The organism is Pantoea sp. SJZ147, from assembly GCF_007828605.1.
In the GTDB taxonomy this organism is placed as follows: Bacteria; Pseudomonadota; Gammaproteobacteria; order Enterobacterales; family Enterobacteriaceae; genus Pantoea; species Pantoea allii.
The window spans coordinates 137,836-160,918 of record NZ_VIVB01000012.1 but is presented as its reverse complement, the minus strand read 5'-3'; the positions used below and the strand labels follow the sequence as shown (position 1 = coordinate 160,918).

Sequence of the window (23,083 nt, the reverse complement as noted above, 5' to 3'; positions counted from 1 at the left end):
ATGGCAACCCAGCCTCACTCGTGATTAAAATAGCGGCTGTTTAATCTGGGTCACCACTGTGAATAAATTCGCTAAATTAACCGCGTTATCCCTGGCTGTTGTCACCCTGAGCGGCTGCGGCAGTATTATCAGCCGTACCGTGCCCGGACAGGGACACGGTAATCAGTTTTATTCTGGCGTAAAGTGGGATATCCGGGATGGCGCATGGCGGGTGATCACGATTCTCGACCTGCCGCTGTCGCTGGTGGTCGATACTTTACTGATACCGGTGGATGCCAGCCACGGACCTTATGAGTAACTGCGGTCAGAGTCGCTGTTGTCGTCTTCCCATTCCTGTGCAGCGGCTTTACCTTCCTCGCTGTCCAGCGGTGGCTCAAGCTGGAACTCACCGTCATCCCATTCATGCAGCGTATTCTCCGCTAACCACTCCTGACGCAGTTCAATTTCATCGAAATCGCCGTCGAAAATAGCCTGAGCGGCTTCACCGCTGCGCACCGGTAAACACTCGCCTGAATCCCCTTCATCTTCAAAAAACTCTGCCTGCCACATGATGTCGCCATCCTGCATCACATATTTTTGCAGGCCAAACTGGTTGATTGAGGCATCGTCTTGCTCAATATCCGGATGACTGACGAGAAATTCTTCACGTGCAGCCTCAATCGCTTCTTCCAGTGTAGTGAACATACTCATGCTTCTCTCCTTGCCTGATTAACGTGATTTCAGTGAAGAATAGACCAAAATTTCAGGAGGGAAAGTCAGGACGCTGCGCAGGTCAGAAATTCGGGCCATAAACTGCACCATCAGAGCCGTTTACTGGCTGAATAACGGCTCTGTATGCAAGCCTGCTGGGTTGAGTTCCAGATGGGAACGACGGGCTAAAGCAGGTCGATACCAAACCTTTTCAGGCATAACGCCCACAGCACGAACAGGACGAGGGTGATCAGGCAACTGAGTCCCAGCGTGAGCCAGAAGCCGGTGCGTTGGTACAGAAAAGGAAACAGGATAAACATCGGCAGGGTCGGAACCACATACCAAAACGTATACCAGGCATGAGCGGCAATTTTCGCCTGGGTCTGTCCTTCAATTTTCATCCAGATCAGCACAAGGATAGTGACAAGCGGCAGCGCCGCCAGCAGTCCACCCAGGCGATCGCTGCGCCTGGCCGCTTCAGAAATAATCACCACCATCAGGGCGGTGATCGCATATTTCGAGATAAGCCAGAGCATGAATTTTTCCGTAATGAATCAGTTAAGCGGCAGCGCTCGCGGTGGTATCAGCGCGGTTTCCGGTGGAACACCATGCTTAAGGATGCTAACACGATCTCTACTGCTGAATCAGAGCGCACACAACCCTTGGGGCTATGTCACTGTCGTTTATCATCATCATCGACCGCGCCATCGCGGTCCGCTACAGGCACGGACCGCGACGCCGCAGTGGACTCAATAGCGGGAGGGTTCACCCTCTGGACGGGTTTTAAAACGACGGTGCAGCCACATGTACTGCTCAGGTGCCAGTAACACACCGTCTTCCACCACCTTATTCATGCGCCGTGCGGTGTCTTCATCGCTGGTCAGCGGAAAGTCAGCGCTCACGTCAGGCAAAATAATCAACTCGTAGCCGCGCCCTTCAGGCAGACGACGCGGTACAAAGGGAATAACCGCTGGTTTACCGGTACGAATGAGCATATGCGTACCCACGGTGGTTGCCGCCTTTTCGACGCCAAAGAAGGGCACAAATACGCTGCTGCGCGGGCCATAATCATGATCGGGTGCGTACCAGATAATATCGCCACGCTTCAACGCCCGAATCATGCCTTTAAGATCCTTGCGATCTAACATCCCTTTGTTTGATCGCATGCGGCCTCGCGTCTGCAGCCAGTCGATGAGTTTGTTGTCGTTGGGCCGATAAACGCCGATGCCGGGATTGTGGATGCCAAACATCCGTGCGCCGATCTCCAGCGTTAAAAAATGCATGCCAATTAACAACACGCCACGTTGGGTGTCATGCGCCTGCTGGATGTGTTCCAGACCAGAAGGTTTGTGCCATTTGTGAATCCGCCAGTCGGGCCAGAACCAGGCCATGCCGGTTTCAATCAGTCCCATGCCCACCGATTCAAAGTTATGCTTGATCATGGCTTCGCGATCGACATCGGGCATATCCGGGAAGCTGAGTTCAAGATTACGGCGAGCAATGGCAACGCGTCGTTTCATAAATCGTCTGGCAAGGCGACCAATGCCGCTACCCAGCGCGTAGAGCAGCGGATAGGGCAGCAATACCAGGATATACAGTAAAACGACACCCAGCCAGGTAAACCAATAGCGGGGATGAAGAAGCGCACGTGAAAATTGAGGCAATTGGGTCATCTTAAATATTATTATCCTGCGTCGTGCACCAGCGGTGCTGTTTTTCGTCAGTTGCGGTTATTGTGCCATTTTTTTTCCCACTGCTGAAATGTTACAACATTTCGCAGATTGTTGCCGGGAGTGAAAAAAGAGAGATATAAGTACTCGGGCCAACGAAAATGTACAGGTTTAACTATCAATTTTTCTTATACGCTTCGCATTTTTATCAATTCAGGTATCATGTGCGCGCTAAATTTCTTCTATTGATGACAGGAACGAACACCATGCCAGTGTTACATAACCTTGTTTCCAATAAAGAGCTGAAGGCGCGTATGTTGGCTGAAACCGAGCCGCGCACCACAGTCTCTTTTTACAAGTACTTCACTATTGCCGATCCAAAAGCGTTTCGTGACGAACTGTACCTCGGTTTAACCGCGTTAAAGGTGTTTGGTCGTATTTACGTCGCGCACGAAGGTATCAATGCACAGCTCAGCGTTCCCGCCAGCCAGTACGAGGCGATGAGAGCTTTTCTGTACGGCTTTGATCCGGCGTTGAATAACCTGCGAATGAATATTGCGCTCGACGACGATGGCAAATCATTCTGGGTACTGCGGTTGAAAGTGCGTGACCGCATTGTTGCCGATGGCATCGATGACGAGACCTTTGATGCCAGCGATGTTGGCAACTATTTGAAGGCGGCAGACGTGAACGCCATGCTCGACGATCCTGATGCGGTCTTCGTCGATATGCGAAATCACTACGAGTATGAAGTGGGGCGTTTTGACAATGCGCTTGAGGTGCCCGCCGATACGTTCCGCGAGCAACTGCCCATGGCTGTGGACATGCTCAAGGACAAGAAAGATAAAAAAATCGTGATGTACTGCACGGGGGGAATTCGCTGTGAAAAAGCCAGCGCCTGGATGCGGCATAACGGTTTTGAGGATGTCTACCATGTCGAGGGCGGCATTATTGAATATGCCCGCCGTGCACGTGAACAAAATTTACCGGTACGCTTCAAAGGTAAAAACTTTGTTTTTGATGAACGTATGGGTGAGCGCATTTCAGATGATGTGTTATCTAACTGCCATCAGTGCGGTACGCCTTGTGACACCCACGTAAACTGCGTCAATGACGGTTGCCACCTGTTGTTCATCCAGTGTGAAAGTTGTGCGGAAAAGTACGAGCACTGCTGTAGCCCGCTGTGCCAGGAGGAAGCGCGCCTGTCACCTGAAGAACAACGTGCCCGCCGCGCCGGACGTGAGAACGGGAATAAAATCTTCAATAAGTCGCGTGGTTTGTTGAATATGACTATTCCAGCGCCAACACGCAAATAGTCGCAGCCGCCTGAAGCCTGGCTTCAGGCGGCTTGTTATTACTTACGCACGCCTTCCACTGAGATGATTAACTCAACCTTCTGAGAAGCAGGGCCCAAATCCTGGGTAATGTTAAAGTCTTTCAGCGCAATCTCGCCTTCGGCTTCAAAGCCGGCACGATAGCCGCCCCATGGGTCCTTACCTTCGCCCATCATTTTGGCTTCCAGCGTCACCGGTTTCGTCACGCCGTTCAGCGTTAAATCACCCGTTACGGCCAGCTTGTCGCCCTCTTTTTTCACTGCCGTGGATTTAAACGTCGCCGTCGGATGTTTTGCGACATTCAGGAATTCCGGGCCACGAATGTGTTTGTCACGCTCGGCATGGTTGGTGTCCACGCTGTTGGTGTTGATGGTGACATCCACTTTATCCGCCGAGGGGTTATTGGCATCAAAGCTGAATGAGCCATCAAAGTCTTTAAAGGTGCCGTACAGCCAGCTGTAGCCTAAATGCTGAATACGGAACTGAACAAAGGCGTGCTGGCCTTCTTTATCAATTTTATAATCCGCCGCGTTGGCGGTCAGTGAACCTAGCAGTAAACCGGCGCTTGTGATGGCCAGAAGCGTTTTCTTAAACATATTACTTTTCCTTTTCAGAGGTTGATCGGATGCGCAGACCCAGCATCCTTTTCAGGGTGATATCGCGATCGATAAAGTGGTGTTTTAACGCGGCCAGGCCATGTAAGCCCGAAAGGATCACAATGCTCCATGCCAGCCATAAATGAATATCTCCCGCTAAATCTGCCTGTTCGCCCGCGCCGGTCAGTAGAGCAGGCAGGGAAAACCACCCGAATACGGAAATGGGTTTGCCGTCGGCGGTAGAGATTAAATAACCGCTGAACAAAATGGCGATAAGCAGGCTGTAAAGTAACCAATGCGCGACAACCGCGCTGATACGTACGGCGGCAGAGTAGCTGCTCAGGGGTTTTGGCGGCGGGGAAATCACGCGCCACAGGAGACGAATAATCAGGGCCAGCATCAGCATGACACCAATGCTTTTATGGATCTCTGGTGCATTGTGATACCAGGTATCGTAATAGCTCAGACCGACCATCCATAAACCCAGTGCGAACATGGCATAAATGACCAATGCCATTGACCAGTGTAAGAAAACAGAGAGCAATCCATAATGGCTGGATGAATTATTTAGCGACATTTTGCAGCGGCATCTTAAGAATAAGTGGAAATAAGAATCTACAGAATGAAACACAAAAGCAATAATGCTTACTTTTCTATAAATATCTTATGTACTGATGAAATCGACTCGCGAAGTGAATCGGGTAAGCACAATATTATTGAATGAGAAAATTCCAGAATGGATGAAAAAGGCAAAAAGGGGACAAAACTGGCCGGTAATGGAGAGATAATGAGGGAGTAAAACGCAAAAAAACCGCTGACTGTAAATTTATGTCAGCGCGGCGCCAGGTTAATCCCGTTCGCCGCACCGTTTTTAATGAAAACGTGACAGCCTGAACGGCGAAAGATCAAATTCAAAAGGCTGGTTCTGAGCAAACTGACTGGCGAGCTCACCTAACACGCTGGCAAATTTAAATCCGTGGCCGCTTAAGCCGGTTATCACCAGACGATTGGGTTCGCCCGGCAAGGTATCGATAATAAAATCTTCATCGGGACTGAAATCATAACTACAGGCTTCGCCGTGCAGACATACGCCCACACCGGGCAAGAACTGGCGTAAAAAGCGAAATGTTTCACTGCCATCGGCGGCAAGGCTGCCGAAAGGTTTGCGGTCTTCCGGTTGGGTCATCAGCTGACCACCGTCATGGCGGCCTAACTTCAGGGCGTTGTTATCGGCGGGGAAGCCGTAATACTGGCTGCCATCGGCCATTTCACAGGTGAACCCCGGAAACGCATTGTTTTCACTGTAGCGCCCATCCGCCTGATACCAGGCAAAGACTTTACGTGTTGGTGATACCGGCAGACCAGGTATCAGTTTGCTCACCCATGTGCCTGCGCTCACCAGCATCTTGCGACCGCGATAAATGCCGTCAAGAGTGGTGACCTGCTGTAAATCGCCTTCGCGGCTGATTTGCGTCACCGGGCAGTTAAACAGCTGCGCGCAGCCCTGTTTTTCGGCCAGCTGAATCCAGCTTCGTACGGCCTGTTCGCTTTTTAAAAAGCCGGACTGAGGTTCAAAGACGCCCAGATAACCATCGGGAACGCTAAACTGTGGCCAGCGTTTTCGGACTTCCTCGGCCTGTAATACCTCGACAGCAAGCTGCCAGGTTTTTGCGCTATTGATGACGTTTTGGATAAATTCGGAATGCGCGGGCGCGATATTTAAGACGCCGCAACGGTGCATGATGCGTTCGCCAGCCTGCTGTTCCAGCGCATCCCATAATGCTTGTGCCCGCAAAACCAAAGGGACATAGCGTTCGCCTTCTCCGTAAGCATGACGGATGAGGCGGCTTTCGCCGTGGTGAGCGCCTTGAGTATGGGGCGGATGTGCGCTGTCAATCATCAGCACGGAGAGGCCCGCTTGTGTGGCGTAATAGCCTGCGGCTGCGCCAACGGAACCGCTACCGACCACAATAAGATCGTAAATCATGAAAATGGAACTCCTGAAAGGGTTACATAATCAACAGCATACCAGAAAGCCCAATAAAAAAGGCACCCTGGAGGGTGCCTTGCTGATGCAGCAGTATTAATGCTTCTTTAGTAGTCGTTCTATCTGCTCGGCAGATTCTATCTTAGCGATACCCGCTTCAAGAATGGAGATGAACTGCTTTGCTACATCAGTCGTCAGCCAGTAGGTAGGGCCAACGTCTGCGTCTTCTTCAGTTTGATCTTGCGACGAAAGGGAGTGCAGACGGATCATCATCGCATCATAGCTGTCAACAGTACTAATATCCCAGCCCACCAGTGGATGGGTCTGAATTACATCTTTGCGACTGTCCATTATAACCTCCTTATTACTCGTTAAACGAAGTGCATGATGAGGTTCAATGCGGCTTTTTAATTTCCACTGCGAAACAATTATAACAGCAAAATAGCGATTTACTGATTAAACGTATCACGGAACGCCTGAAAGCAGAATATTTGTTTCTAAAACGGTAAGGCTGAGAAGATATAATACCTGAATGCTGGGGCAGTAATCGTCCTAATTGAACAATAAAAATGGCCTATTATCCCTCGTTGACACCACGTCAGATAAGCGAGGTTTCAGCGCCTGTCGTGCCGCTGCGCTTTTGTAACGTCTCTGCCAGGCGGGCAAACTGCTGCTGCAGCTGCTCATCATGGTTTTGATTTTGCGCTTCAAGAGAAAGATTATGCACCAGTAACTGACTGGCCCGGTCATCAAGACAGAAAATCAGGCTGGAGAATGCATTTTCCAGCACCGTTAAACGACGCTGCTGTTCACCGATAAGCGTTAACAGCTCGCCAAAGGTCATCGCTTCTTCTGGTTTGTCTGTAGTCATGGGATGCAACTCCTTTTATGCATGATCAGCGCCAGCATAGGGCATTGATCATTCGGAGTCCAGATGGGGCGAGCGGTTAGTCAGACTTTAAATGAAGATAAAAAAACCGGGTGGCGAAACCCGGCAAAAAACAGCACAGTAGCGGTTAATCGGTAATAAACCAGTCGTCAGCGCTTTCCCATGTTTGTTGCAGGATTTCGCTGATTTGATCACGCGTATCTTTATCACCACCCAGAACGCTTAACTGGTTAGCCGTGGCGTAACGCACCTTGACGTGGTTCGTGAATTGCGGAAAGTGTTCATCAATGCGGCGCGACAGCTCCTGGCTCAGGGCTTCCATCGCGCCAGCGGGAAGAGGTTGGGTCTTGGCAACGGTAATTTCAACACGCATAAAAGCCTCCGTATAAGATACTGTATATAACTACAGTATTATTAATCGGGAGGCAAGTGAAATTATTTTACGCGCCAGTTCAGCGTTTCACCGGCAAGGAAAGGCACCAGCTGATGTGAACCCATCTCAATGGTTTCTGCCACTGTCCACGGCTCACGCACCAGCGTGATCTGGTCCTGATTAAGCGGGAGGCCATAGAAGCGTGGACCATTCTCAGAACAGAACGCTTCAAAATGCTGCAGGGCATCAAGCTCTTCAAATACCGTCGCGTAAGCGGGCAGGGAGGTTGGCGCATTAAAGACGCCTGCACAGCCGCAACTGCTCTCTTTCAGATGACTTAAGTGCGGTGCCGTGTCGGTCCCCAGGAAGACGCGTGGATGACCGCTGGCAACCACCTTACGCAGAGCCTGCTGATGTGTATTGCGCTTCAGGATCGGCAGGCAGTAAAGATGAGGACGAATCCCGCCGACCAGCATATGGTTACGATTGAACATCAGGTGCTGAGGGGTAATGGTGGCGGCCAGATTTTCATTGGCGCTTTCCACATATTCCGCCGCGTCTTTAGTGGTAATGTGCTCCATCACGACTTTCAGCGCAGGAAATTGCTGACTCAGCGGCTCCATCACCGTTTCAATAAAGCGGGCTTCGCGATCAAAGATATCAATATGCGCGTCGGTGACTTCACCGTGCACCAGCAGCGGCATGCCCAGCGTTTGCATCCGCTCCAGCACCGAGACAATTGACTGAATATTGGTGACGCCATGACTGGAATTGGTGGTCGCATGAGCAGGATAGAGCTTGGCTGCCGTGAACAGCCCGGAACGGAAACCGCGTGTCAGTTCTTCAGGATCTAACGAGTCAGTGAGATAGCAGGTCATCAGCGGCGTAAAAGCATGACCATCAGGCAACGCGGCCAGAATGCGATCGCGATAAGCTTCGCCCGCTGCGACGCTTATCACCGGCGGAACCAGGTTAGGCATGACGATGGCACGACCATTGACCGCGCTGGTATAAGGCAGCACGGTTTTAAGCATATCGTCATCACGAAGATGGATATGCCAGTCATCTGGGCGGCGGATAGTAAGTTGCTGAGGTTGTGCGGTCATTAATACGGCTCCGGCATGAAGGATAAACGAATGGCGTGTTTGGGCCGGGTTATAAGCATAAGGACTCAGGCAACCGTTTGCACCTGTTTTTGCATCTCAAAAAAAATCCGCGCCGAAAAGCGCGGAATTGAAGCGGGATAACGACATCGGTAAAGCATTAATCGGTGAACGGAATCACCAGTTCGCCAGGTTTAACTTCCAAACCTTTAGCAAATTTTTTCGCCAGCGATTCAGCTTTACTGCGGTCGGCGCTCAGCACATACGCAGGCTGCTGGTCAAAATAGCTTTTTAGCGACTGATTCAGGTAGGGCGTCAGCGTTTTCATGATAGAAGCCATCTTGTCTGGCTGAACCTGCGCATCCACGATTTCCATATCACGCAGGTAGACGGCACCTTGCTGTTGATCGAACACAGGTTGGGCGCGCATCTTGAGTTGCATATCGGCCTGCTGTGGGCCAAACAGCGAGGACACATTGATCTTGGCATTACCCGATAACGTGACCTTACCCGGCTCCTCACGACCAATCTGACTGGTGAGGTTATTCAGCACGATATGGGCATTAACCAGTCCCGACACACCAATGTCTTTTTCGAAGTTATTGTGTTTTTGCAGTGCCTGATTCACTTCCTGTTCGCTGATGGTGTATTGGGTTAACTGATTACAGCCGCTCAGCAATACCGCTAAAAACAGGGCAATCAGCCCGTAAAAAGCCTTCTTCATATTTCCCTCATTTAAATGAAAAAGTAGATCACGCCATAGCCTGCCTGAATGCAGGCAGTCTGTCATCAGGAATGGGCTGAGATGGCGTTGCCGTATGTGCCTTTCAGCCAGGGCGCTGGAGGTCCCACAGGCATAAATGCACGGCCTGAGCTTGTCCGGTAAATGCGCCTTCTGGCGCAAGTCAGGCGGCTTTGTCAGGGGCTGATGCTGTCAAGGCAAAGCAAGGAGGGGATGAAAACCACGGCGACATCAGACGCGGCCTTTATCATGCCGGTCAGCGTAAAACCATTCCGATCACCTCCACGGTCAGCGTGTCGGATGATAAACAAACAGCCCGGCGGCCATTGTGTGTGTAACGTTTTACCGCAGACCTGGCGGCGGTTATAGTGAATGTTATCAAAGACTGGCATTTCCTTCCCGCCATGGATTTCAGGAGAGATGATGTTTGGCTATCGTTCTGCCGCGCTGAGGGTGCGACTCACAACCGAGCGGCTGGTGGTAAGACTGGTTCACGAACGCGATGCGTGGCGATTAGCGGACTACTATGCTGAAAATCGCGATTTTCTCAGGCCCTGGGAACCGGTACGTGATGACAGCCACTGCTATCCCTCTGGCTGGCAGGCCCGGCTGGGCCTGATTGCAGAGATGCACAAACAGGGTTCAGCTTTCTACTTTGTTTTGATGGACAGCAACGAAACGGAAGTCCGCGGCGTGGCGAACTTTAGCAATGTCCTGCGTGGGGCGTTTCATGCCTGCTATCTCGGCTATTCCCTCGGCGAGAAGTGGCAGGGGCAGGGCATGATGTTTGAGGCACTGCAGTCGGCGATCCCGTACATGCAGCGGCAACAATATATTCATCGCATCATGGCTAACTATATGCCGCACAACCAGCGCAGTGGTGATCTGCTGGCGCGCCTGGGCTTTGAAAAAGAGGGATATGCTAAAAATTATTTAATGATTAACGGCCAGTGGCAGGATCATGTCCTCACGGCGTTAACCTGCAAAGAATGGACACCTAATCGTCGTGGGTAAGAAGAGGAATGCTGAATGAAGATGGCCTTATCAGCGCAGGCCCTGCGCGTTCTGGGTTGCCTGCTGGAAAAGCAAATCACTACACCGGAACAGTATCCGCTCTCATTAAACGGCGTAGTGACCGCCTGTAATCAGAAATCAAACCGCGAACCGGTTATGACGCTGAGCGAAAGCGACGTGCAGGCTGAACTCGATCTACTGGTAAAAAAACACCTGGTCACGTCTAACAGCGGCTTCGGTCAACGGGTCGTTAAATACGAACAGCGTTTCTGCAATTCAGCTTTTGGTCATTTGCAACTGAGTCGTGCAGAAGTCGCCGTACTCACATTGCTGTTCCTGCGCGGGGCGCAAACCCCGGGCGAACTGCGCACGCGAAGTGGTCGCCTGCATGAGTTTGTAGATGTCACCGAAGTCGAACAGACCCTGGAAGCGTTGGCATCACGCGAAGACGGTGCAATGGTGGTGCGCCTGGCCCGCGAACCCGGCAAACGTGAAAGCCGTTTTATGCACCTGTTTGCCGGCGACGTGGAGCAAGTACCCTCTCAGGCTGATGCCGTCCCGGATGATGCTGCGCTACTGGAACGCGTGACGTTGCTGGAGCAGTCTGTTGCAGACTTACAGGCGCAACTGGCGCTTTTACTTGAAAGAGAACAATAGATGACGATTCGCATTGGTGTAGTCGGGTTGGGTGGTATTGCACAAAAGGCCTGGCTGCCGGTTCTGTCTCAGGCTCAATCCTGGCAGTTGGTCGGTGCCTTTTCCCCTGACCAGGCAAAAGCGCAGGTCGTCTGTGAACGTTATCGTATTCCGTGTTTCGGTTCGTTGAATGATCTTGCTGCCGCCTGTGATGCCGTTTTTGTTCATACCAGTACCGCCAGCCACTACGAAGTGGTGCATGCGCTGCTGCTGGCAGGAAAGGATGTGTGTGTGGATAAACCGCTGGCGGAAACCCTTAACCAGGCTGAAATGCTGGTGACGCTGGCCGAAAAGAAACAGCGCCGCTTGATGGTGGCCTTTAACCGCCGTTTTGCGCCCCGCTATCAGCAGCTCAAGGCAGAGATGGACGCCGTTGCCTCACTGCGCATTGAGAAACATCGCGGCGACAGCGTAGGGCCGCATGATCTTCGCTTCACCTTACTGGATGATTACCTTCATGTCGTCGACACCGCGCTGTGGCTGACCGGAGGGCGCAGGCTTCCCCGGCAGGGACATATCGCCACCAATGAACAGGGACAAATGCTCTATGCTGAGCACCATTTCAATGCCGGTCAGGTGCAGGTAACCACCAGCATGCATCGTCGTGCAGGAAGCCAGCGTGAACGCATCAGCTCGGTAGGGGAGGGCAAGTGCATTGATATTCTGGATATGCGCGACTGGCAGGAGGAGCGCGGGGCGGGCGTGATCATCACACCGCCTGCGCCATGGCAGAGCTATCTTGCCCAACGCGGTTTTGTCGGGGCGGCAGAACATTTTATTCAATGTGTCGAAAATCAGACAAAGCCGGAGACCAGCGGCGAGCAGGCCCTACTGGCGCAACGCGTAGTCGAATCGATGTGGCGCGATGCCGAACGGGAATAATGCCTTGTAACACTCAGCGCTGGTCATTTCGTACGATGGCAGTAGACTATCGCCCGAGCTGTGACCTAACCCGTGCTAAGTCACGCATTTAGCCGATTCTTTTCAGGATGCCCCGTCAATTATGAATTTGTTGAAATCGCTGGCAGCGGTCAGTTCTATGACTCTGTTTTCCCGCGTGCTGGGCTTCGCCCGTGATGCCATTGTGGCGCGCGTATTCGGCGCCGGCATGGCCACTGACGCCTTCTTTGTGGCGTTTAAACTGCCCAATTTGCTGCGACGTATTTTTGCGGAAGGCGCGTTCTCGCAGGCTTTTGTCCCCATTCTGGCGGAATACAAAAGTAAGCAGGGAGAAGAAGCCACCCGGTTGTTTGTGGCCTACGTATCGGGGCTGCTTACCCTGGCTCTGGCCCTGGTGACCGTGGCAGGAATGGTTGCCGCGCCCTGGGTTATTCTGGTGACCGCGCCGGGGTTTGCGGACACCGCAGATAAATTCGCCCTCACCAGCGCGCTGTTGCGCGTGACCTTTCCGTATATTCTGCTGATCTCCCTGGCGTCACTCGCCGGGGCGATACTGAACACCTGGAACCGTTTCTCCGTTCCCGCATTTGCGCCAACCTTGCTGAATGTCAGCATGATTGGTTTTGCCCTTTTTGCCGCACCGCACTTTCATCCGCCGGTTATGGCACTGGCGTGGGCCGTAGTGGTGGGCGGCGTGTTACAACTGGGCTACCAGTTACCCCATCTCAAAAAACTGGGGATGCTGGTCCTGCCGCGTCTCAACCTGCGTGATGCCGGTGTATGGCGCGTTATGCGTCAAATGGGGCCCGCGATTCTGGGCGTGTCGGTCAGTCAAATCTCGCTCATCATCAACACCATTTTTGCTTCTTTTTTGGTGTCTGGTTCCGTTTCCTGGATGTATTATGCTGACCGCCTGATGGAGTTTCCTTCCGGCGTACTGGGCGTTGCGCTGGGAACCATTTTGTTGCCGTCACTGGCGAAAAGTTTCTCCAGTGGCAATCATGATGAATATTCGCGCTTAATGGACTGGGGCCTGCGCTTATGCTTTTTGCTGGCGTTACCCAGTGCGGTGGCGTTAGGCATGTTGTCCGGGCCTCTGACTATCGCCTTGTTCCAGTATGGCAAGTTTACCGCTTTTGATGCGGCGATGACCCAGCGCGCCCTGATCGCCTATTCGGTCGGCCTGATGGGCCTGATTGTGGTGAAAGTACTGGCACCGGGATTCTATTCACGTCAGGATATTAAAACCCCGGTCAAAATTGCTATTGTGACGCTGATTGTGACTCAGCTTATGAACCTGGCCTTTATCGGTCCTCTTAAGCATGCCGGGCTGGCGCTCTCAATTGGTTTGGGTGCCTGTCTGAATGCCGCGCTGCTTTACTGGCAACTGCGTAAAAAGAAGATCTTCCAGCCGCAACCGGGATGGGTGGGTTTTTTACTGCGTTTATTCGTGGCTGTCGTGATAATGGCTGCCGCGCTTTTTGCGATGCTCTACTGGATGCCTGTCTGGGAGCAGGGCAACATGCTGTGGCGTTTGCTGCGGCTGGCGTTGGTCTGTGCCGTTGGCGGTGGCGCTTACTTCCTGGCGCTTGGGCTGATGGGCTTTCGCCTGCGCGATTATGCGCGACGCACGACCGTCTGAATGTAACAATGCCTTGAGCGTAGCGTGATGTGTTAACCCTTTATGCAAGCCGCAACGGATCACGTTGCGGCTTTTTACTGCCCAGGCGTTGAGCTGGGTGAGGTACGGCGTTCCCTCGGCCTCACTCAATGACAGCCATGATGCAACGCTCCCGGTTGCGCTATTAAGCGCAGGTGATACCGGCTCATGTTATGGCAAGGGTTGATGAATAAAGCGTTGTGATGAAGGTACAACCTGTGATGTAGCGAGAAAAAAGCGTTTCACGGAGTTTTGCCACGTCTCAGGCAAGCCTGATATCAGTCTGCAATTTTATAAATGGCGAGGCGCCCGCGCCGCAAGAATCGATACGGCAGCGCGCAGGCGGGTTCAGAGCCGAGCGTTGGGATATAAAAAAACCGTCATCCCTGTGAGATGACGGTTTTTTCAAGACGGATGACTTAAGGTTTGTCATCACCCAGCAGAGACAACAGGTTGTCTCTGGGGAGTGACAGCAACACCGGTCAGCCTTTACGGCTTAGCGTTGCCTGCCCTTGTCCTTTCCCGTCCGGGCCATAAAACGCCTGCGTCTGGTGAGGTTTCAGAACGTCTAAAGCGTCATGGGTAAAGGTAATTTGATGCTGCAACAAAATACCGTTGTGAGTATTTGCATTGTGTAACCGGCGCGTGTGCTGCTGGATACCTTCCCAGCGGCGCGCCATGTCACTCTGACCACGATAAGGGGCAGATGTACCCAGACTTTTCTCGTTACTACGACGCATCTCGTCTAAATAATTCAACGTACTCAGTAGCGCACTTTTATCTTCTGTAATGCGCTGCAAGTTGTTGCTGTTGATCATTCCAGACGACAGCTGTTGTTGCTCTTCATCCAGCACGGTGGCCAGAGACACCAGCACTTCCTGCATCTTATCTAACGTGGTCAGCAAATTACTCATGGGGATTATTTACCCTCTAAATACGCCTTAGTGTCGGCAATTAGCGCATCGGCGATTTTGCCAGTATCCATCTTCAACTCGCCATTACGAATGGCGGTTTTCAATTGTTCTACGCGCTGGACATTAATGTCCTGGCTGCTGGGCTGCATAAGCTGTGCTTGTGCACTGCTCAGGTTAACCTGGGCGGCTGCAGGCGTGGTTGCAGTTGTACTGCTGCTCTGACGCACTCGGGCAGTTTGTTGCTCGCTGCTGTCACGTGTTTGCACGGTGCTTGCGGGCTTAGACGGTTGTGTTCTGTCGATGCTCATATTCGGGCTCCTGTGAGGTCAGGGGAGTCTGCCACCTGAATCATAATAGCGTAATCGCTTAGCTGATTCTTCTATCGGCAGATAAACAGGCTTCTTTAATGTTTTATAGTGTTATAAGAATTTTCCCATCATCGCTCACACGACCACTCACAACCTGACCATTTCCCATACGCACCCGAACCCACTGCGATATCGTGCCATTGTTCAACGCTTTGCCCTCACCGCTAGCGTCAAACCCGTCTCCGCTGGCCACGACCATCACATCCTGGCCTGCTTTAACGCGCCATGGCTGGCGCAACATAGACTGACTTACAGGTTGCCCCGGTTGGATATCACGCAAGACCACCGCATCCGCTACTGACTCATCGTTGAGCAACGTGCGCGGAGGCAACGTATCCAGACGTCCGTTTTCAATGCGGAAATCATCTTTGCTAACGGTATTGCCACGGGGAATGGCGTTTTTAGCGACCAGATACGCCCCAGTGACCTGTACCTGCACCTGAATATAACGGCGATTCTCACCGCAGTTAGCCGCCACACTCATGTTGCCCCATGCCCGGCTGTTGCCCGGCAGCGTAAATTGTGGTGCGTCACACGCTGGCCACTGCGTCTGCGGCGTGCGGATAACCACATTCATGCCTGCCGCGTGTTGGGGATCACGCGCCTTAAAAAACTGGTTCAGTTGGGCACTGAAATCGCCTGCCATAACGGGTAAGGCAAACAGGGCCAGCAGGCCGGCTAACAGGGCTGGATATCCACGCATGTGCTTTTCCTCACTGATGATGTCAACGAGTGTACGCGCTTAAAAAAAAACTCAAGAGCAAAAATAGCGACGATTTGAGGCGTTATTCAGACGATGACTCTTGCTTTTTCCCGATTAAGCTGCCAACTCGAAATTCTCATTTGCGGAGGAAGCATGCTCGACAAACTCGATGCGGCGCTACATTTCGGTACCGAAGCCCTTAACCTGCGAGCTCAACGTCAGGAGATTCTGGCATCTAACATTGCCAACGCCGACACCCCGGGCTATCAGGCCAGGGATATCGACTTTGCCAGCGAGCTGAATCGGGCAATGGCGAATGGACGTGCTGAAGGCAGTAGCCTGGCGCTCAAAGTCACTTCGTCGCGTCACATTGAAGCGCAGACGAACTCGGCACCGTCAATGAATATGCTGTATCGCATTCCGGATCAGCCATCTGCCGACGGTAACACCGTGGATATGGACCGCGAACGTACGCAGTTCGCGGATAACAGCCTGAAATATCAAACCGACCTCACGCTTATCAGTAGCCAAATCAAAGGCATGATGAGCGTGTTACAAGGGCAATAATTATGGCCTTGCTTAATATTTTTGACATTGCCGGCTCAGCAATGACCGCGCAATCACAGCGATTAAACGTCAGCGCCAGTAACCTGGCTAACGCCGACAGCGTGACCGGCCCGGACGGACAGCCGTATGTGGCAAAACAGGTCGTTTTTCAGACCGATGCTGCTCCCGGTGCTGCGACAGGTGGTGTGAAAGTGGCGCAGGTCGTGGACGATCCTACGCCGGCAAAACTGGTCTACGACCCAGGTAACCCAATGGCAGACAACAAAGGTTACGTGAAAATGCCTAACGTGGATGTGGTAGCCGAAACGGTGAACACCATGTCGGCGTCACGCAGCTACCAGGCTAACGTCGAGGTACTGAACACCGTGAAGTCGATGATGATGAAAACGCTGACCCTGGGTCAGTAACGGAGAAACATAATGGCTATCTCGGTAGGCGTTAATGAAAAGCTGGACCCCACGGTACTGAGTTCGTCCAGCACCGGCACGGGGAACAGTTCTCAGGACCTGCAAAACCAGTTCCTGACCATGCTGGTCACACAGTTACAAAACCAGGACCCGACAAATCCAATGGATAACAGTCAGCTGACGACGCAGCTGGCACAGATCAACACCCTGAGCGGTATTGAAAAACTGAATACCACGCTGGGATCGATTTCCGGCCAGATCAGCACCAGCCAGTCTCTGCAGAGCTCCACGCTGATTGGACATGGGGTGATGGTCAATGGCGCCCAGATCCTGGTAGGCAAAGGCACCACGACACCGTTTGGCGTTGAGCTGACTAACGCAGCGACCACCGCCACGGCGACGATCAGTGACGCACAAGGCAATGTGGTCAGTACCCAGGACCTGGGTTCACTCACTGCGGGCGTTCACACCTTTTCGTGGGACGGAAAATTACCTGATGGCAGTGTTGCGCCAGACGGTAAATACAAAGTTGCGATTGCTGCCAGTAACAGCAGCGGTCAACAGGTAGCACAGCCACTTAATTATGCCTACGTCAATGGCGTAAGCACGGCGGGTAATACCGCAACACTGGATCTCGGCACCATGGGCTCCGCCACCCTTGACGACGTACGTCAGATTCTCTGATTCACCTGTAGACAGGAGAGGTTTAAATGTCATTTTCACAAGCGGTCAGCGGTCTCGGCGCTGCCTCAAGTAACCTGGACGTTATCGGTAACAACATCGCTAACTCCGCCACAGCGGGCTTCAAATCCAGTACCATCGCGTTTGCCGACATGTTCGCCGGCTCTAACGTAGGTCTGGGTACAAAAGTTGCCGCCGTTATCCAGAACTTTAACGATGGTTCAACCACCACCACCAGCCGTGGACTGGATGTTGCGCTGAGCGGAAACGGTTTTTTCCGTTTGACCAACTCTGCGGGCGCGGTTTCCTATTCACGTAACGGCCAGTTCACACTCGATCAGAACCGTAACCTGGTGAATACCCAGGGTCTGAATGTAACCGGTTATCCGGCATCAGGCGTGCCGCCAACGATTCAAAGCGGTGCCAACCCGGTTGCGATTAAAATCCCAACCACGCAGATGTCTGCGAACGCGACCACCACGGCTAACCAGGTGGCAAAGCTGAACTCAACGTCTGCAACGCTGGATGACACCAAGTTTTCAGCCACCGACCCGACGACGTACAGTGCTAAAAACACGATTACCATGTACGACACGCAGGGTAACGCCCACTCGCTTGACATGTATTTTGTTAAGACGGCAAACAACACCTGGAAGATCCATGGCATTGACTCAACTGCGGGTTCCGCTGTGGGTAACTACCAGATGTCCTACGATGCCAACGGTCAAATGACCGGTGTGTCCAGCCTGGATGCGACAGGCGCCGTTGTCGCGGGTTCAACCACGCCAAGCACAGCCAGTATCACCATTCCTGGTGTCAATGGCGCAAATGGCACGACCGTGGCCTTGAACTTTGTGGGCAGCCTGCAGCAAAACACCGGTGCGACCACCTTTGGTAACGCCACGCAAAACGGTTATGCCCCAGGCGACCTGACCAGCTACGCCATTAATAACGACGGCACCATCACCGGCAGTTATTCCAACCAACGTACTCAGTTGCTGGGACAAATCGTTCTGGCGAGCTTCTCTAACCCGGAAGGCCTGAAATCTCAGGGTGACAACGTCTGGTCGGAAACGAATGCGTCTGGACAGGCTGCAGTTGGCCTGGCGAACACCGGAACATTTGGTTCACTGACCGCCGGTGCGCTGGAGTCCTCGAACGTTGATATGAGTAAAGAGCTGGTCAACATGATCGTCGCGCAACGCAACTACCAGGCGAACGCGCAGACCATCAAAACGCAGGACCAGATCCTTAACACCCTGGTCAACTTACGTTAATTCGCTAACGGGATTGCTCTATGGATCACGCGATATATACCGCGATGGGCGCGGCCAGTCAGACACTGGATCAGCAGGCGGTTACCGCCAGCAACCTTGCCAACGCATCAACGCCCGGTTTCCGGGCGCAGTTGAACGCGTTGCGTGCTGTACCGGTTAGTGGCTGGTCGCTGCCAACGCGTACGCTGGTAACGGCGTCCACGCCGGGCGCCGATATGAGTCAGGGTGCAATGGACTACACCGAACGTCCGTTGGATGTGGCAATGCAGCAGGACGGCTGGCTTGCACTACGAACGGCAGACGGCAGCGAAGCCTATACCCGCAACGGTAATATGCAAATCCGTTCGGACGGCACGCTGACGGTGCAGGGCAATCCCGTCATGGGCGACGGTGGTCCGATTGTGATCCCACAAGGCACAGAGGTCACCATTGCGGCTGACGGTTCTATTACCGGACTTAACGCAGGCGACTCACCGAATGCCACGGTGCAGTTGGGTCGTCTGAAGCTGGTTCAGGCAACAGGTAAAGAGTTACAGCGCGGGGATGATGGCATGTTCCGTCCAACCGCCGCGACGCAGGCTACACGCGGCGCCGCGCTGCAGGCCGATCCTACCATGCAGGTGATGCCTGGCGTTCTGGAAGGCAGTAACGTTAAACCGGTCGAGACCATGGTCGATATGATCGCCAATGCCCGACGTTTTGAGATGCAGATGAAGGTCATTTCTAACGTCAACGAAAACGAACAAAAAGCCAATCAGTTGCTGAGCATCGGCAGCTAAGGCACGAGGATAAATACATGATTCGTTCTTTATGGATCGCGAAAACCGGTCTTGATGCACAGCAGATGAACATGGACGTTATCGCCAACAACCTGGCAAACGTCAGTACTAATGGCTTTAAGCGTTCACGTGCGGTATTTGAAGATCTGATGTACCAGACAATGCGTCAACCGGGTACCCAGTCATCAGAACAAACCACGCTGCCATCAGGTTTGCAAATTGGTACCGGTGTGCGTCCGGTGACGACTGAGCGTTTGCATACACAGGGCAACCTGTCGCAGACCAACAACTCGAAAGATATTGCCATTAACGGGCAGGGTTTTTTCCAAATCCAGATGCCAGATGGTACGTCTGCTTATACCCGTGATGGTTCGTTCCAGGTGGATCAGAATGGTCAGTTAGTGACCAACTCCGGTTTCCCGGTACAGCCAGGCATTACGATTCCAGCCAACGCCACCAGCATTACCGTGTCGCGTGATGGTGTCGTCAGTGTCACGCAGCAGGGGCAAACTCAGGCCGCGCAGGTCGGGCAGTTAACCCTGAGCACCTTTATCAACAACGCCGGTCTCGATAGCGTAGGTGAAAACCTTTACAAAGAAACCCAGGCATCCGGTGCACCGACTGACAGCACGCCTGGCCAGAACGGCGCAGGTCTGCTGTATCAGGGCTATGCCGAAACCTCCAACGTTAACGTTGCTGAAGAACTGGTCACCATGATCCAGACGCAGCGCGCCTATGAAATTAACAGCAAAGCGATCAGCACCTCCGATCAGATGCTGGCGAAGTTAACGCAGCTGTAATGCGAACAGGGCCGGCTCAGGCTGGCCTGAAGAATAGTCATTTATAAGGTCGTGACTCCGTGGCGATGCAACATATTCTCAAGCCTGGACATTGGTTAGTAGCAAGCCTGCTACTCACTCTTAACGGTTGTGCACTGGTACCGCGCACGCCGTTGGTGCAAGGGGCGACCACGGCTCAGCCGTTGCCATCTGCACCACCGGTGGTGAACGGTTCAATTTTTCAGGGCGTCGCGCCGCTCAACTACGGTTATCAGCCGCTGTTTGAGGATCGTCGCCCACGTAATATCGGCGATACGCTGACCATCACGCTGCAAGAAAACGTCAGCGCCAGCAAAAGTTCGTCCTCTAACGCCAGCCGAAACGGCAGCGGTAGCCTGGGCATTACCGCCGTCCCTACGGGCCTTGCCGGTCTGGCAGGCGCTGCAGGTGAAAAAGCCAACTTTGCGGCAGGTGGCAAAAATGATTTCGCAGGTAAAGGCGGCGCGTCTGCCAACAACACCTTTACCGGCACCATCACCGTGACCGTGGATCAGGTTCTGTCGAACGGCAACCTGCACGTGGTCGGTGAAAAACAGATTGCCATTAATCAGGGCACCGAGTTTATCCGCTTCTCGGGCGTGGTTAACCCACGCACCATTAGCGCCAGTAACGCGGTGTTGTCAACGGCCGTCGCCGATGCACGTATTGAGTACATCGGAAATGGTTATATCAATGAAGCGCAAACCATGGGTTGGCTGCAGCGTTTCTTCCTGAACATCTCGCCGTTCTAAGAGGTTTCAATGAAAAAGTTAGCATTATGGCGTGTCGGTCTGGGGTTACTGTTAGGCGTAAGTCTGATGGCTCACGCCGATCTGATCCGCGATTTAACCACCGTACAAGGTGTGCGCGACAACCAACTGCTGGGCTATGGGTTGGTGGTGGGTCTGGATGGTACGGGTGACCAGACCACTCAGACACCCTTTACGACGCAGACTGTCAGCAACATGTTGTCCCAGTTGGGCATCACCGTGCCGCCCGGCACTAACATGCAGCTCAAAAACGTAGCGGCTGTAATGGTCACGGCTAAATTGCCCTCGTTTGCCCGTCAGGGACAGACGCTGGATGTGGTTGTCTCATCCATGGGTAATGCCAAAAGCCTGCGCGGTGGGACGTTATTAATGACGCCGATGAAAGGCGTGGATAACCAGGTTTATGCCCTGGCTCAGGGGAATATCTTGGTCGGTGGTGCGGGTGCTTCTGCCGGGGGAAGTAGTGTTCAGGTTAACCAACTGAACGGCGGACGTATTACCGAAGGCGCGACGGTTGAGCGTGAATTGCAGAGCAACTTTGGCTCGCAAAACACCATTAACCTGCAGCTCAACACCGCCGATTTCTCTATGGCGCAACGTATTGCGGATGCGATCAATGGACGTGGCGGCTACGGCTCTGCGCAGCCGCTGGATGCCCGCACCGTTCAGGTACGCGTATCACCTAACAACGGTGCACAGGTGCGCTTGCTGGCCGAGATTCAGAACATCGACGTGTCTGTCCCGGTTGAAGATGCCAAAGTGATTATCAACTCGCGTACCGGCTCTGTCGTGATGAATCGTGAAGTGAAACTGAACACCTGTGCAGTGGCGCAGGGCAACTTGTCTGTGACGGTTAATCAGCAGCAGAACGTCAGCCAGCCTGATACACCGCTGGCGGGTGGACAAACCGTGGCAACCACCAATACACAGATCGACCTGCGTCAGAGCGGCGGGGCCCTGCAACGGGTGAATTCCAGCGCCAACCTGAACAGCGTGGTACGTGCACTGAATGCCCTGGGCGCATCGCCTATCGAGCTGATGTCTATTTTGCAGTCAATGCAGAGCGCGGGTTGCCTGCGCGCTAAACTGGAAATTATCTGATGAATGATGCGCAATCGCTGATGAATGCGGCTTTTGACAGCCGCTCACTGAACGACCTTAAACGCCAGGTCACCGCCGATCCGAAAGGAAAAGCGCTGCAGGTGGCACAGCAGGTCGAAGGGATGTTTGTTCAGATGATGCTAAAGAGTATGCGCGATGCGTTACCGCAGGACGGCGTACTCAGCAATGAACAGACCAAACTTTTTACTTCAATGTACGATCAGCAGATTGCGCAAGACATCGGAAAACGTGGCCTGGGCCTGGCGGATATCATCGTGAAACAGATGGAACCCGCCAAAGCCCCGGATGAGACCGCCGGCACCGTTCCGATGAAACTGGATAACAGTTTCATTATGAGCAATATCGGGGCAACGCCACTGGAGCAGATGGTGCGTAAAGCCATGCCGCGTCTGCCGCCAGCCTCGCCAACGGGACTGCCCGGCGACAGCCGCGATTTTATTGCCCAACTGACGCAGCCTGCTCAGGCCGCCAGCCAGCAGAGCGGGATTCCGCACCACCTGATTCTGGCGCAGGCTGCGCTGGAGTCCGGCTGGGGGCAACGTCAAATCCTGACCCGTGACGGTAAGCCGAGTTACAACGTCTTCGGCATTAAAGCCAGCGCCAACTGGAAGGGTGAAACAACCGATATCATGACCACGGAATACGAGCATGGCGAAGCAAAAAAAGTGCGCGCCAGCTTCCGCGTTTACGGATCGTATTTCGAAGCGTTGAATGACTACGTCAAACTGATTTCAAACAATCCACGTTATGCGGCCGTAACGAATGCGCAGAGCGCGGAGCAGGGCGCACAGGCATTGCAGGCTGCCGGTTATGCGACCGATCCAAAATATGCACAGAAACTGGTTGGAATGATTCAGCAATTCAAGAGCATGGGTGAAAAAGTGGTTAAAGCGTATAGCCAGGATTTAAGCACCCTGTTCTGATTATTCGGCCTCAAGTTTCACTTAAGCATGCCGATAATAACAGCAAGAGCCAGGCGCGCCAGCGTACGTTGGCGACCACACTGATGACAGCCACCCGTTC

General features: G+C 53.0%; 29 protein-coding genes. 15 read left to right on the top strand and 14 right to left on the bottom strand.

Annotation, left to right across the window (positions count from 1 at the left end; all coding sequences use genetic code 11):
• Positions 1-58: 58 nt before the first annotated feature.
• A complete protein-coding gene (locus FBY13_RS17955; RefSeq protein WP_063879031.1) occupies positions 59-298 on the top strand; it encodes a YceK/YidQ family lipoprotein in 240 nt (79 codons plus the stop codon).
• Here FBY13_RS17955 and FBY13_RS17950 read toward each other — a convergent pair.
• From FBY13_RS17950 to FBY13_RS17940, 3 genes are all read right to left on the bottom strand, one after another.
• Positions 289-690: a MysB family protein gene (locus FBY13_RS17950; RefSeq protein WP_063879032.1), complete on the bottom strand. Its 402-nt coding sequence runs from the start codon at positions 688-690 to the stop codon at positions 289-291. The genes FBY13_RS17955 and FBY13_RS17950 overlap by 10 nt on opposite strands.
• A gap of 185 nt (positions 691-875) precedes the next feature.
• On the bottom strand, positions 876-1,226 hold the full coding sequence (locus FBY13_RS17945) for a DUF3147 family protein (protein WP_063879033.1): 351 nt from the start codon (positions 1,224-1,226) through the stop codon (positions 876-878).
• A 213-nt stretch (positions 1,227-1,439) separates the two neighbouring features.
• Positions 1,440-2,363 carry a Kdo(2)-lipid IV(A) acyltransferase gene (locus FBY13_RS17940; RefSeq protein ID WP_063879034.1) on the bottom strand — a complete coding sequence of 308 codons (924 nt, stop codon included), beginning with the start codon at positions 2,361-2,363 and terminating at the stop codon, positions 1,440-1,442.
• Between the two features lie 263 nt (positions 2,364-2,626).
• On the opposite strand from FBY13_RS17940, the gene FBY13_RS17935 reads away from it, so the two are divergent.
• Complete coding sequence (locus FBY13_RS17935; protein WP_063879035.1) at positions 2,627-3,676, top strand: rhodanese-related sulfurtransferase; 1,050 nt, start codon at positions 2,627-2,629, stop codon at positions 3,674-3,676.
• 38 nt (positions 3,677-3,714) lie between these two features.
• Here the strand turns inward: FBY13_RS17935 and FBY13_RS17930 are convergent, their stop codons facing one another.
• The 8 genes from FBY13_RS17930 to FBY13_RS17895 form a co-directional block, all read right to left on the bottom strand.
• Positions 3,715-4,290, bottom strand: a complete 576-nt coding sequence (locus tag FBY13_RS17930; protein ID WP_063879036.1) for a YceI family protein — start codon at positions 4,288-4,290, stop codon at positions 3,715-3,717.
• A 1-nt stretch (position 4,291) separates the two neighbouring features.
• Positions 4,292-4,867, bottom strand: a complete 576-nt coding sequence (locus FBY13_RS17925) for a cytochrome b (protein ID WP_096012322.1) — start codon at positions 4,865-4,867, stop codon at positions 4,292-4,294.
• Between the two features lie 294 nt (positions 4,868-5,161).
• Positions 5,162-6,277, bottom strand: a complete 1,116-nt coding sequence (gene solA / locus FBY13_RS17920) for an N-methyl-L-tryptophan oxidase (protein WP_145394801.1) — start codon at positions 6,275-6,277, stop codon at positions 5,162-5,164.
• Positions 6,278-6,373: 96 nt separating this feature from the next.
• On the bottom strand, positions 6,374-6,628 hold the full coding sequence (gene bssS / locus FBY13_RS17915) for a biofilm formation regulator BssS (RefSeq protein ID WP_063879039.1): 255 nt from the start codon (positions 6,626-6,628) through the stop codon (positions 6,374-6,376).
• A gap of 247 nt (positions 6,629-6,875) precedes the next feature.
• A complete protein-coding gene (locus FBY13_RS17910) occupies positions 6,876-7,148 on the bottom strand; it encodes a hypothetical protein (protein ID WP_063879040.1) in 273 nt (90 codons plus the stop codon).
• 145 nt (positions 7,149-7,293) lie between these two features.
• On the bottom strand, positions 7,294-7,539 hold the full coding sequence (gene dinI, locus FBY13_RS17905) for a DNA damage-inducible protein I (protein WP_096012324.1): 246 nt from the start codon (positions 7,537-7,539) through the stop codon (positions 7,294-7,296).
• Between the two features lie 62 nt (positions 7,540-7,601).
• Complete coding sequence (pyrC, locus tag FBY13_RS17900; protein ID WP_145394800.1) at positions 7,602-8,645, bottom strand: dihydroorotase; 1,044 nt, start codon at positions 8,643-8,645, stop codon at positions 7,602-7,604.
• A 157-nt stretch (positions 8,646-8,802) separates the two neighbouring features.
• Positions 8,803-9,366: a lipoprotein gene (locus FBY13_RS17895; protein ID WP_096012325.1), complete on the bottom strand. Its 564-nt coding sequence runs from the start codon at positions 9,364-9,366 to the stop codon at positions 8,803-8,805.
• Between the two features lie 441 nt (positions 9,367-9,807).
• On the opposite strand from FBY13_RS17895, the gene rimJ reads away from it, so the two are divergent.
• From rimJ to murJ, 4 genes are all read left to right on the top strand, one after another.
• On the top strand, positions 9,808-10,398 hold the full coding sequence (gene rimJ, locus FBY13_RS17890) for a ribosomal protein S5-alanine N-acetyltransferase (RefSeq protein ID WP_063879045.1): 591 nt from the start codon (positions 9,808-9,810) through the stop codon (positions 10,396-10,398).
• 15 nt (positions 10,399-10,413) lie between these two features.
• Positions 10,414-11,055, top strand: a complete 642-nt coding sequence (locus FBY13_RS17885; protein WP_145394799.1) for a DUF480 domain-containing protein — start codon at positions 10,414-10,416, stop codon at positions 11,053-11,055.
• The gene (locus FBY13_RS17880; protein WP_145394798.1) at positions 11,056-11,976 is read left to right on the top strand and encodes a Gfo/Idh/MocA family protein; all 921 of its coding nucleotides are present in this window, start codon (positions 11,056-11,058) and stop codon (positions 11,974-11,976) included.
• Between the two features lie 121 nt (positions 11,977-12,097).
• Positions 12,098-13,636 (top strand): murein biosynthesis integral membrane protein MurJ, encoded by a 1,539-nt coding sequence (murJ, locus tag FBY13_RS17875; RefSeq protein WP_145394797.1) that lies wholly within the window; start codon positions 12,098-12,100, stop codon positions 13,634-13,636.
• Positions 13,637-14,136: 500 nt separating this feature from the next.
• On the opposite strand, the gene flgN is transcribed toward murJ, so the two are convergent.
• From flgN to flgA, 3 genes are all read right to left on the bottom strand, one after another.
• The gene (gene flgN / locus FBY13_RS17870; RefSeq protein WP_063879051.1) at positions 14,137-14,568 is read right to left on the bottom strand and encodes a flagellar export chaperone FlgN; all 432 of its coding nucleotides are present in this window, start codon (positions 14,566-14,568) and stop codon (positions 14,137-14,139) included.
• 5 nt (positions 14,569-14,573) lie between these two features.
• Positions 14,574-14,876, bottom strand: a complete 303-nt coding sequence (gene flgM / locus FBY13_RS17865; protein WP_063879053.1) for a flagellar biosynthesis anti-sigma factor FlgM — start codon at positions 14,874-14,876, stop codon at positions 14,574-14,576.
• Positions 14,877-14,979: 103 nt separating this feature from the next.
• Complete coding sequence (gene flgA / locus FBY13_RS17860; RefSeq protein ID WP_063879055.1) at positions 14,980-15,639, bottom strand: flagellar basal body P-ring formation chaperone FlgA; 660 nt, start codon at positions 15,637-15,639, stop codon at positions 14,980-14,982.
• A gap of 153 nt (positions 15,640-15,792) precedes the next feature.
• Between flgA and flgB the strand changes: the two genes are divergently transcribed.
• The 9 genes from flgB (at position 15,793) to flgJ (ending at position 22,983) form a co-directional block, all read left to right on the top strand.
• Positions 15,793-16,206, top strand: coding sequence for a flagellar basal body rod protein FlgB (flgB, locus tag FBY13_RS17855; RefSeq protein WP_063879057.1), 414 nt, complete (start codon positions 15,793-15,795; stop codon positions 16,204-16,206).
• Between the two features lie 2 nt (positions 16,207-16,208).
• Positions 16,209-16,613, top strand: coding sequence for a flagellar basal body rod protein FlgC (flgC, locus tag FBY13_RS17850; protein ID WP_063879059.1), 405 nt, complete (start codon positions 16,209-16,211; stop codon positions 16,611-16,613).
• A 12-nt stretch (positions 16,614-16,625) separates the two neighbouring features.
• Complete coding sequence (gene flgD, locus FBY13_RS17845) at positions 16,626-17,297, top strand: flagellar hook assembly protein FlgD (RefSeq protein ID WP_145394796.1); 672 nt, start codon at positions 16,626-16,628, stop codon at positions 17,295-17,297.
• 26 nt (positions 17,298-17,323) lie between these two features.
• The gene (flgE, locus tag FBY13_RS17840; RefSeq protein ID WP_063879063.1) at positions 17,324-18,571 is read left to right on the top strand and encodes a flagellar hook protein FlgE; all 1,248 of its coding nucleotides are present in this window, start codon (positions 17,324-17,326) and stop codon (positions 18,569-18,571) included.
• 20 nt (positions 18,572-18,591) lie between these two features.
• Entirely contained in the window at positions 18,592-19,350 is a 759-nt protein-coding gene (locus tag FBY13_RS17835) for a flagellar basal body rod protein FlgF (RefSeq protein WP_109716073.1), read from the top strand.
• 17 nt (positions 19,351-19,367) lie between these two features.
• Positions 19,368-20,150, top strand: coding sequence for a flagellar basal-body rod protein FlgG (flgG, locus tag FBY13_RS17830; RefSeq protein ID WP_063879066.1), 783 nt, complete (start codon positions 19,368-19,370; stop codon positions 20,148-20,150).
• 65 nt (positions 20,151-20,215) lie between these two features.
• Complete coding sequence (locus FBY13_RS17825) at positions 20,216-20,920, top strand: flagellar basal body L-ring protein FlgH (RefSeq protein WP_172823921.1); 705 nt, start codon at positions 20,216-20,218, stop codon at positions 20,918-20,920.
• Positions 20,921-20,929: 9 nt separating this feature from the next.
• Positions 20,930-22,039 carry a flagellar basal body P-ring protein FlgI gene (locus FBY13_RS17820; protein ID WP_096012331.1) on the top strand — a complete coding sequence of 370 codons (1,110 nt, stop codon included), beginning with the start codon at positions 20,930-20,932 and terminating at the stop codon, positions 22,037-22,039.
• Positions 22,039-22,983 carry a flagellar assembly peptidoglycan hydrolase FlgJ gene (gene flgJ, locus FBY13_RS17815; RefSeq protein WP_063879070.1) on the top strand — a complete coding sequence of 315 codons (945 nt, stop codon included), beginning with the start codon at positions 22,039-22,041 and terminating at the stop codon, positions 22,981-22,983. The genes FBY13_RS17820 and flgJ overlap by 1 nt, the downstream gene beginning before the upstream one ends.
• The last annotated feature ends 100 nt before the right edge of the window (positions 22,984-23,083 follow it).

Bases quoted from the DNA above. Each gene is read 5' to 3' on its own strand.
- FBY13_RS17950 (WP_063879032.1), bottom strand. From the start codon at position 690: ATGAGTATGTTCACTACACTGGAAGAAGCGATTGAGGCTGCACGTGAA.
- FBY13_RS17945 (WP_063879033.1), bottom strand. From the start codon at position 1,226: ATGCTCTGGCTTATCTCGAAATATGCGATCACCGCCCTGATGGTGGTG.
- FBY13_RS17940 (WP_063879034.1), bottom strand. From the start codon at position 2,363: ATGACCCAATTGCCTCAATTTTCACGTGCGCTTCTTCATCCCCGCTAT.
- FBY13_RS17935 (WP_063879035.1), top strand. From the start codon at position 2,627: ATGCCAGTGTTACATAACCTTGTTTCCAATAAAGAGCTGAAGGCGCGT.
- FBY13_RS17930 (WP_063879036.1), bottom strand. From the start codon at position 4,290: ATGTTTAAGAAAACGCTTCTGGCCATCACAAGCGCCGGTTTACTGCTA.
- FBY13_RS17925 (WP_096012322.1), bottom strand. From the start codon at position 4,867: ATGTCGCTAAATAATTCATCCAGCCATTATGGATTGCTCTCTGTTTTC.
- solA (WP_145394801.1), bottom strand. From the start codon at position 6,277: ATGATTTACGATCTTATTGTGGTCGGTAGCGGTTCCGTTGGCGCAGCC.
- bssS (WP_063879039.1), bottom strand. From the start codon at position 6,628: ATGGACAGTCGCAAAGATGTAATTCAGACCCATCCACTGGTGGGCTGG.
- FBY13_RS17910 (WP_063879040.1), bottom strand. From the start codon at position 7,148: ATGACTACAGACAAACCAGAAGAAGCGATGACCTTTGGCGAGCTGTTA.
- dinI (WP_096012324.1), bottom strand. From the start codon at position 7,539: ATGCGTGTTGAAATTACCGTTGCCAAGACCCAACCTCTTCCCGCTGGC.
- pyrC (WP_145394800.1), bottom strand. From the start codon at position 8,645: ATGACCGCACAACCTCAGCAACTTACTATCCGCCGCCCAGATGACTGG.
- FBY13_RS17895 (WP_096012325.1), bottom strand. From the start codon at position 9,366: ATGAAGAAGGCTTTTTACGGGCTGATTGCCCTGTTTTTAGCGGTATTG.
- rimJ (WP_063879045.1), top strand. From the start codon at position 9,808: ATGTTTGGCTATCGTTCTGCCGCGCTGAGGGTGCGACTCACAACCGAG.
- FBY13_RS17885 (WP_145394799.1), top strand. From the start codon at position 10,414: ATGAAGATGGCCTTATCAGCGCAGGCCCTGCGCGTTCTGGGTTGCCTG.
- FBY13_RS17880 (WP_145394798.1), top strand. From the start codon at position 11,056: ATGACGATTCGCATTGGTGTAGTCGGGTTGGGTGGTATTGCACAAAAG.
- murJ (WP_145394797.1), top strand. From the start codon at position 12,098: ATGAATTTGTTGAAATCGCTGGCAGCGGTCAGTTCTATGACTCTGTTT.
- flgN (WP_063879051.1), bottom strand. From the start codon at position 14,568: ATGAGTAATTTGCTGACCACGTTAGATAAGATGCAGGAAGTGCTGGTG.
- flgM (WP_063879053.1), bottom strand. From the start codon at position 14,876: ATGAGCATCGACAGAACACAACCGTCTAAGCCCGCAAGCACCGTGCAA.
- flgA (WP_063879055.1), bottom strand. From the start codon at position 15,639: ATGCGTGGATATCCAGCCCTGTTAGCCGGCCTGCTGGCCCTGTTTGCC.
- flgB (WP_063879057.1), top strand. From the start codon at position 15,793: ATGCTCGACAAACTCGATGCGGCGCTACATTTCGGTACCGAAGCCCTT.
- flgC (WP_063879059.1), top strand. From the start codon at position 16,209: ATGGCCTTGCTTAATATTTTTGACATTGCCGGCTCAGCAATGACCGCG.
- flgD (WP_145394796.1), top strand. From the start codon at position 16,626: ATGGCTATCTCGGTAGGCGTTAATGAAAAGCTGGACCCCACGGTACTG.
- flgE (WP_063879063.1), top strand. From the start codon at position 17,324: ATGTCATTTTCACAAGCGGTCAGCGGTCTCGGCGCTGCCTCAAGTAAC.
- FBY13_RS17835 (WP_109716073.1), top strand. From the start codon at position 18,592: ATGGATCACGCGATATATACCGCGATGGGCGCGGCCAGTCAGACACTG.
- flgG (WP_063879066.1), top strand. From the start codon at position 19,368: ATGATTCGTTCTTTATGGATCGCGAAAACCGGTCTTGATGCACAGCAG.
- FBY13_RS17825 (WP_172823921.1), top strand. From the start codon at position 20,216: ATGCAACATATTCTCAAGCCTGGACATTGGTTAGTAGCAAGCCTGCTA.
- FBY13_RS17820 (WP_096012331.1), top strand. From the start codon at position 20,930: ATGAAAAAGTTAGCATTATGGCGTGTCGGTCTGGGGTTACTGTTAGGC.
- flgJ (WP_063879070.1), top strand. From the start codon at position 22,039: ATGAATGATGCGCAATCGCTGATGAATGCGGCTTTTGACAGCCGCTCA.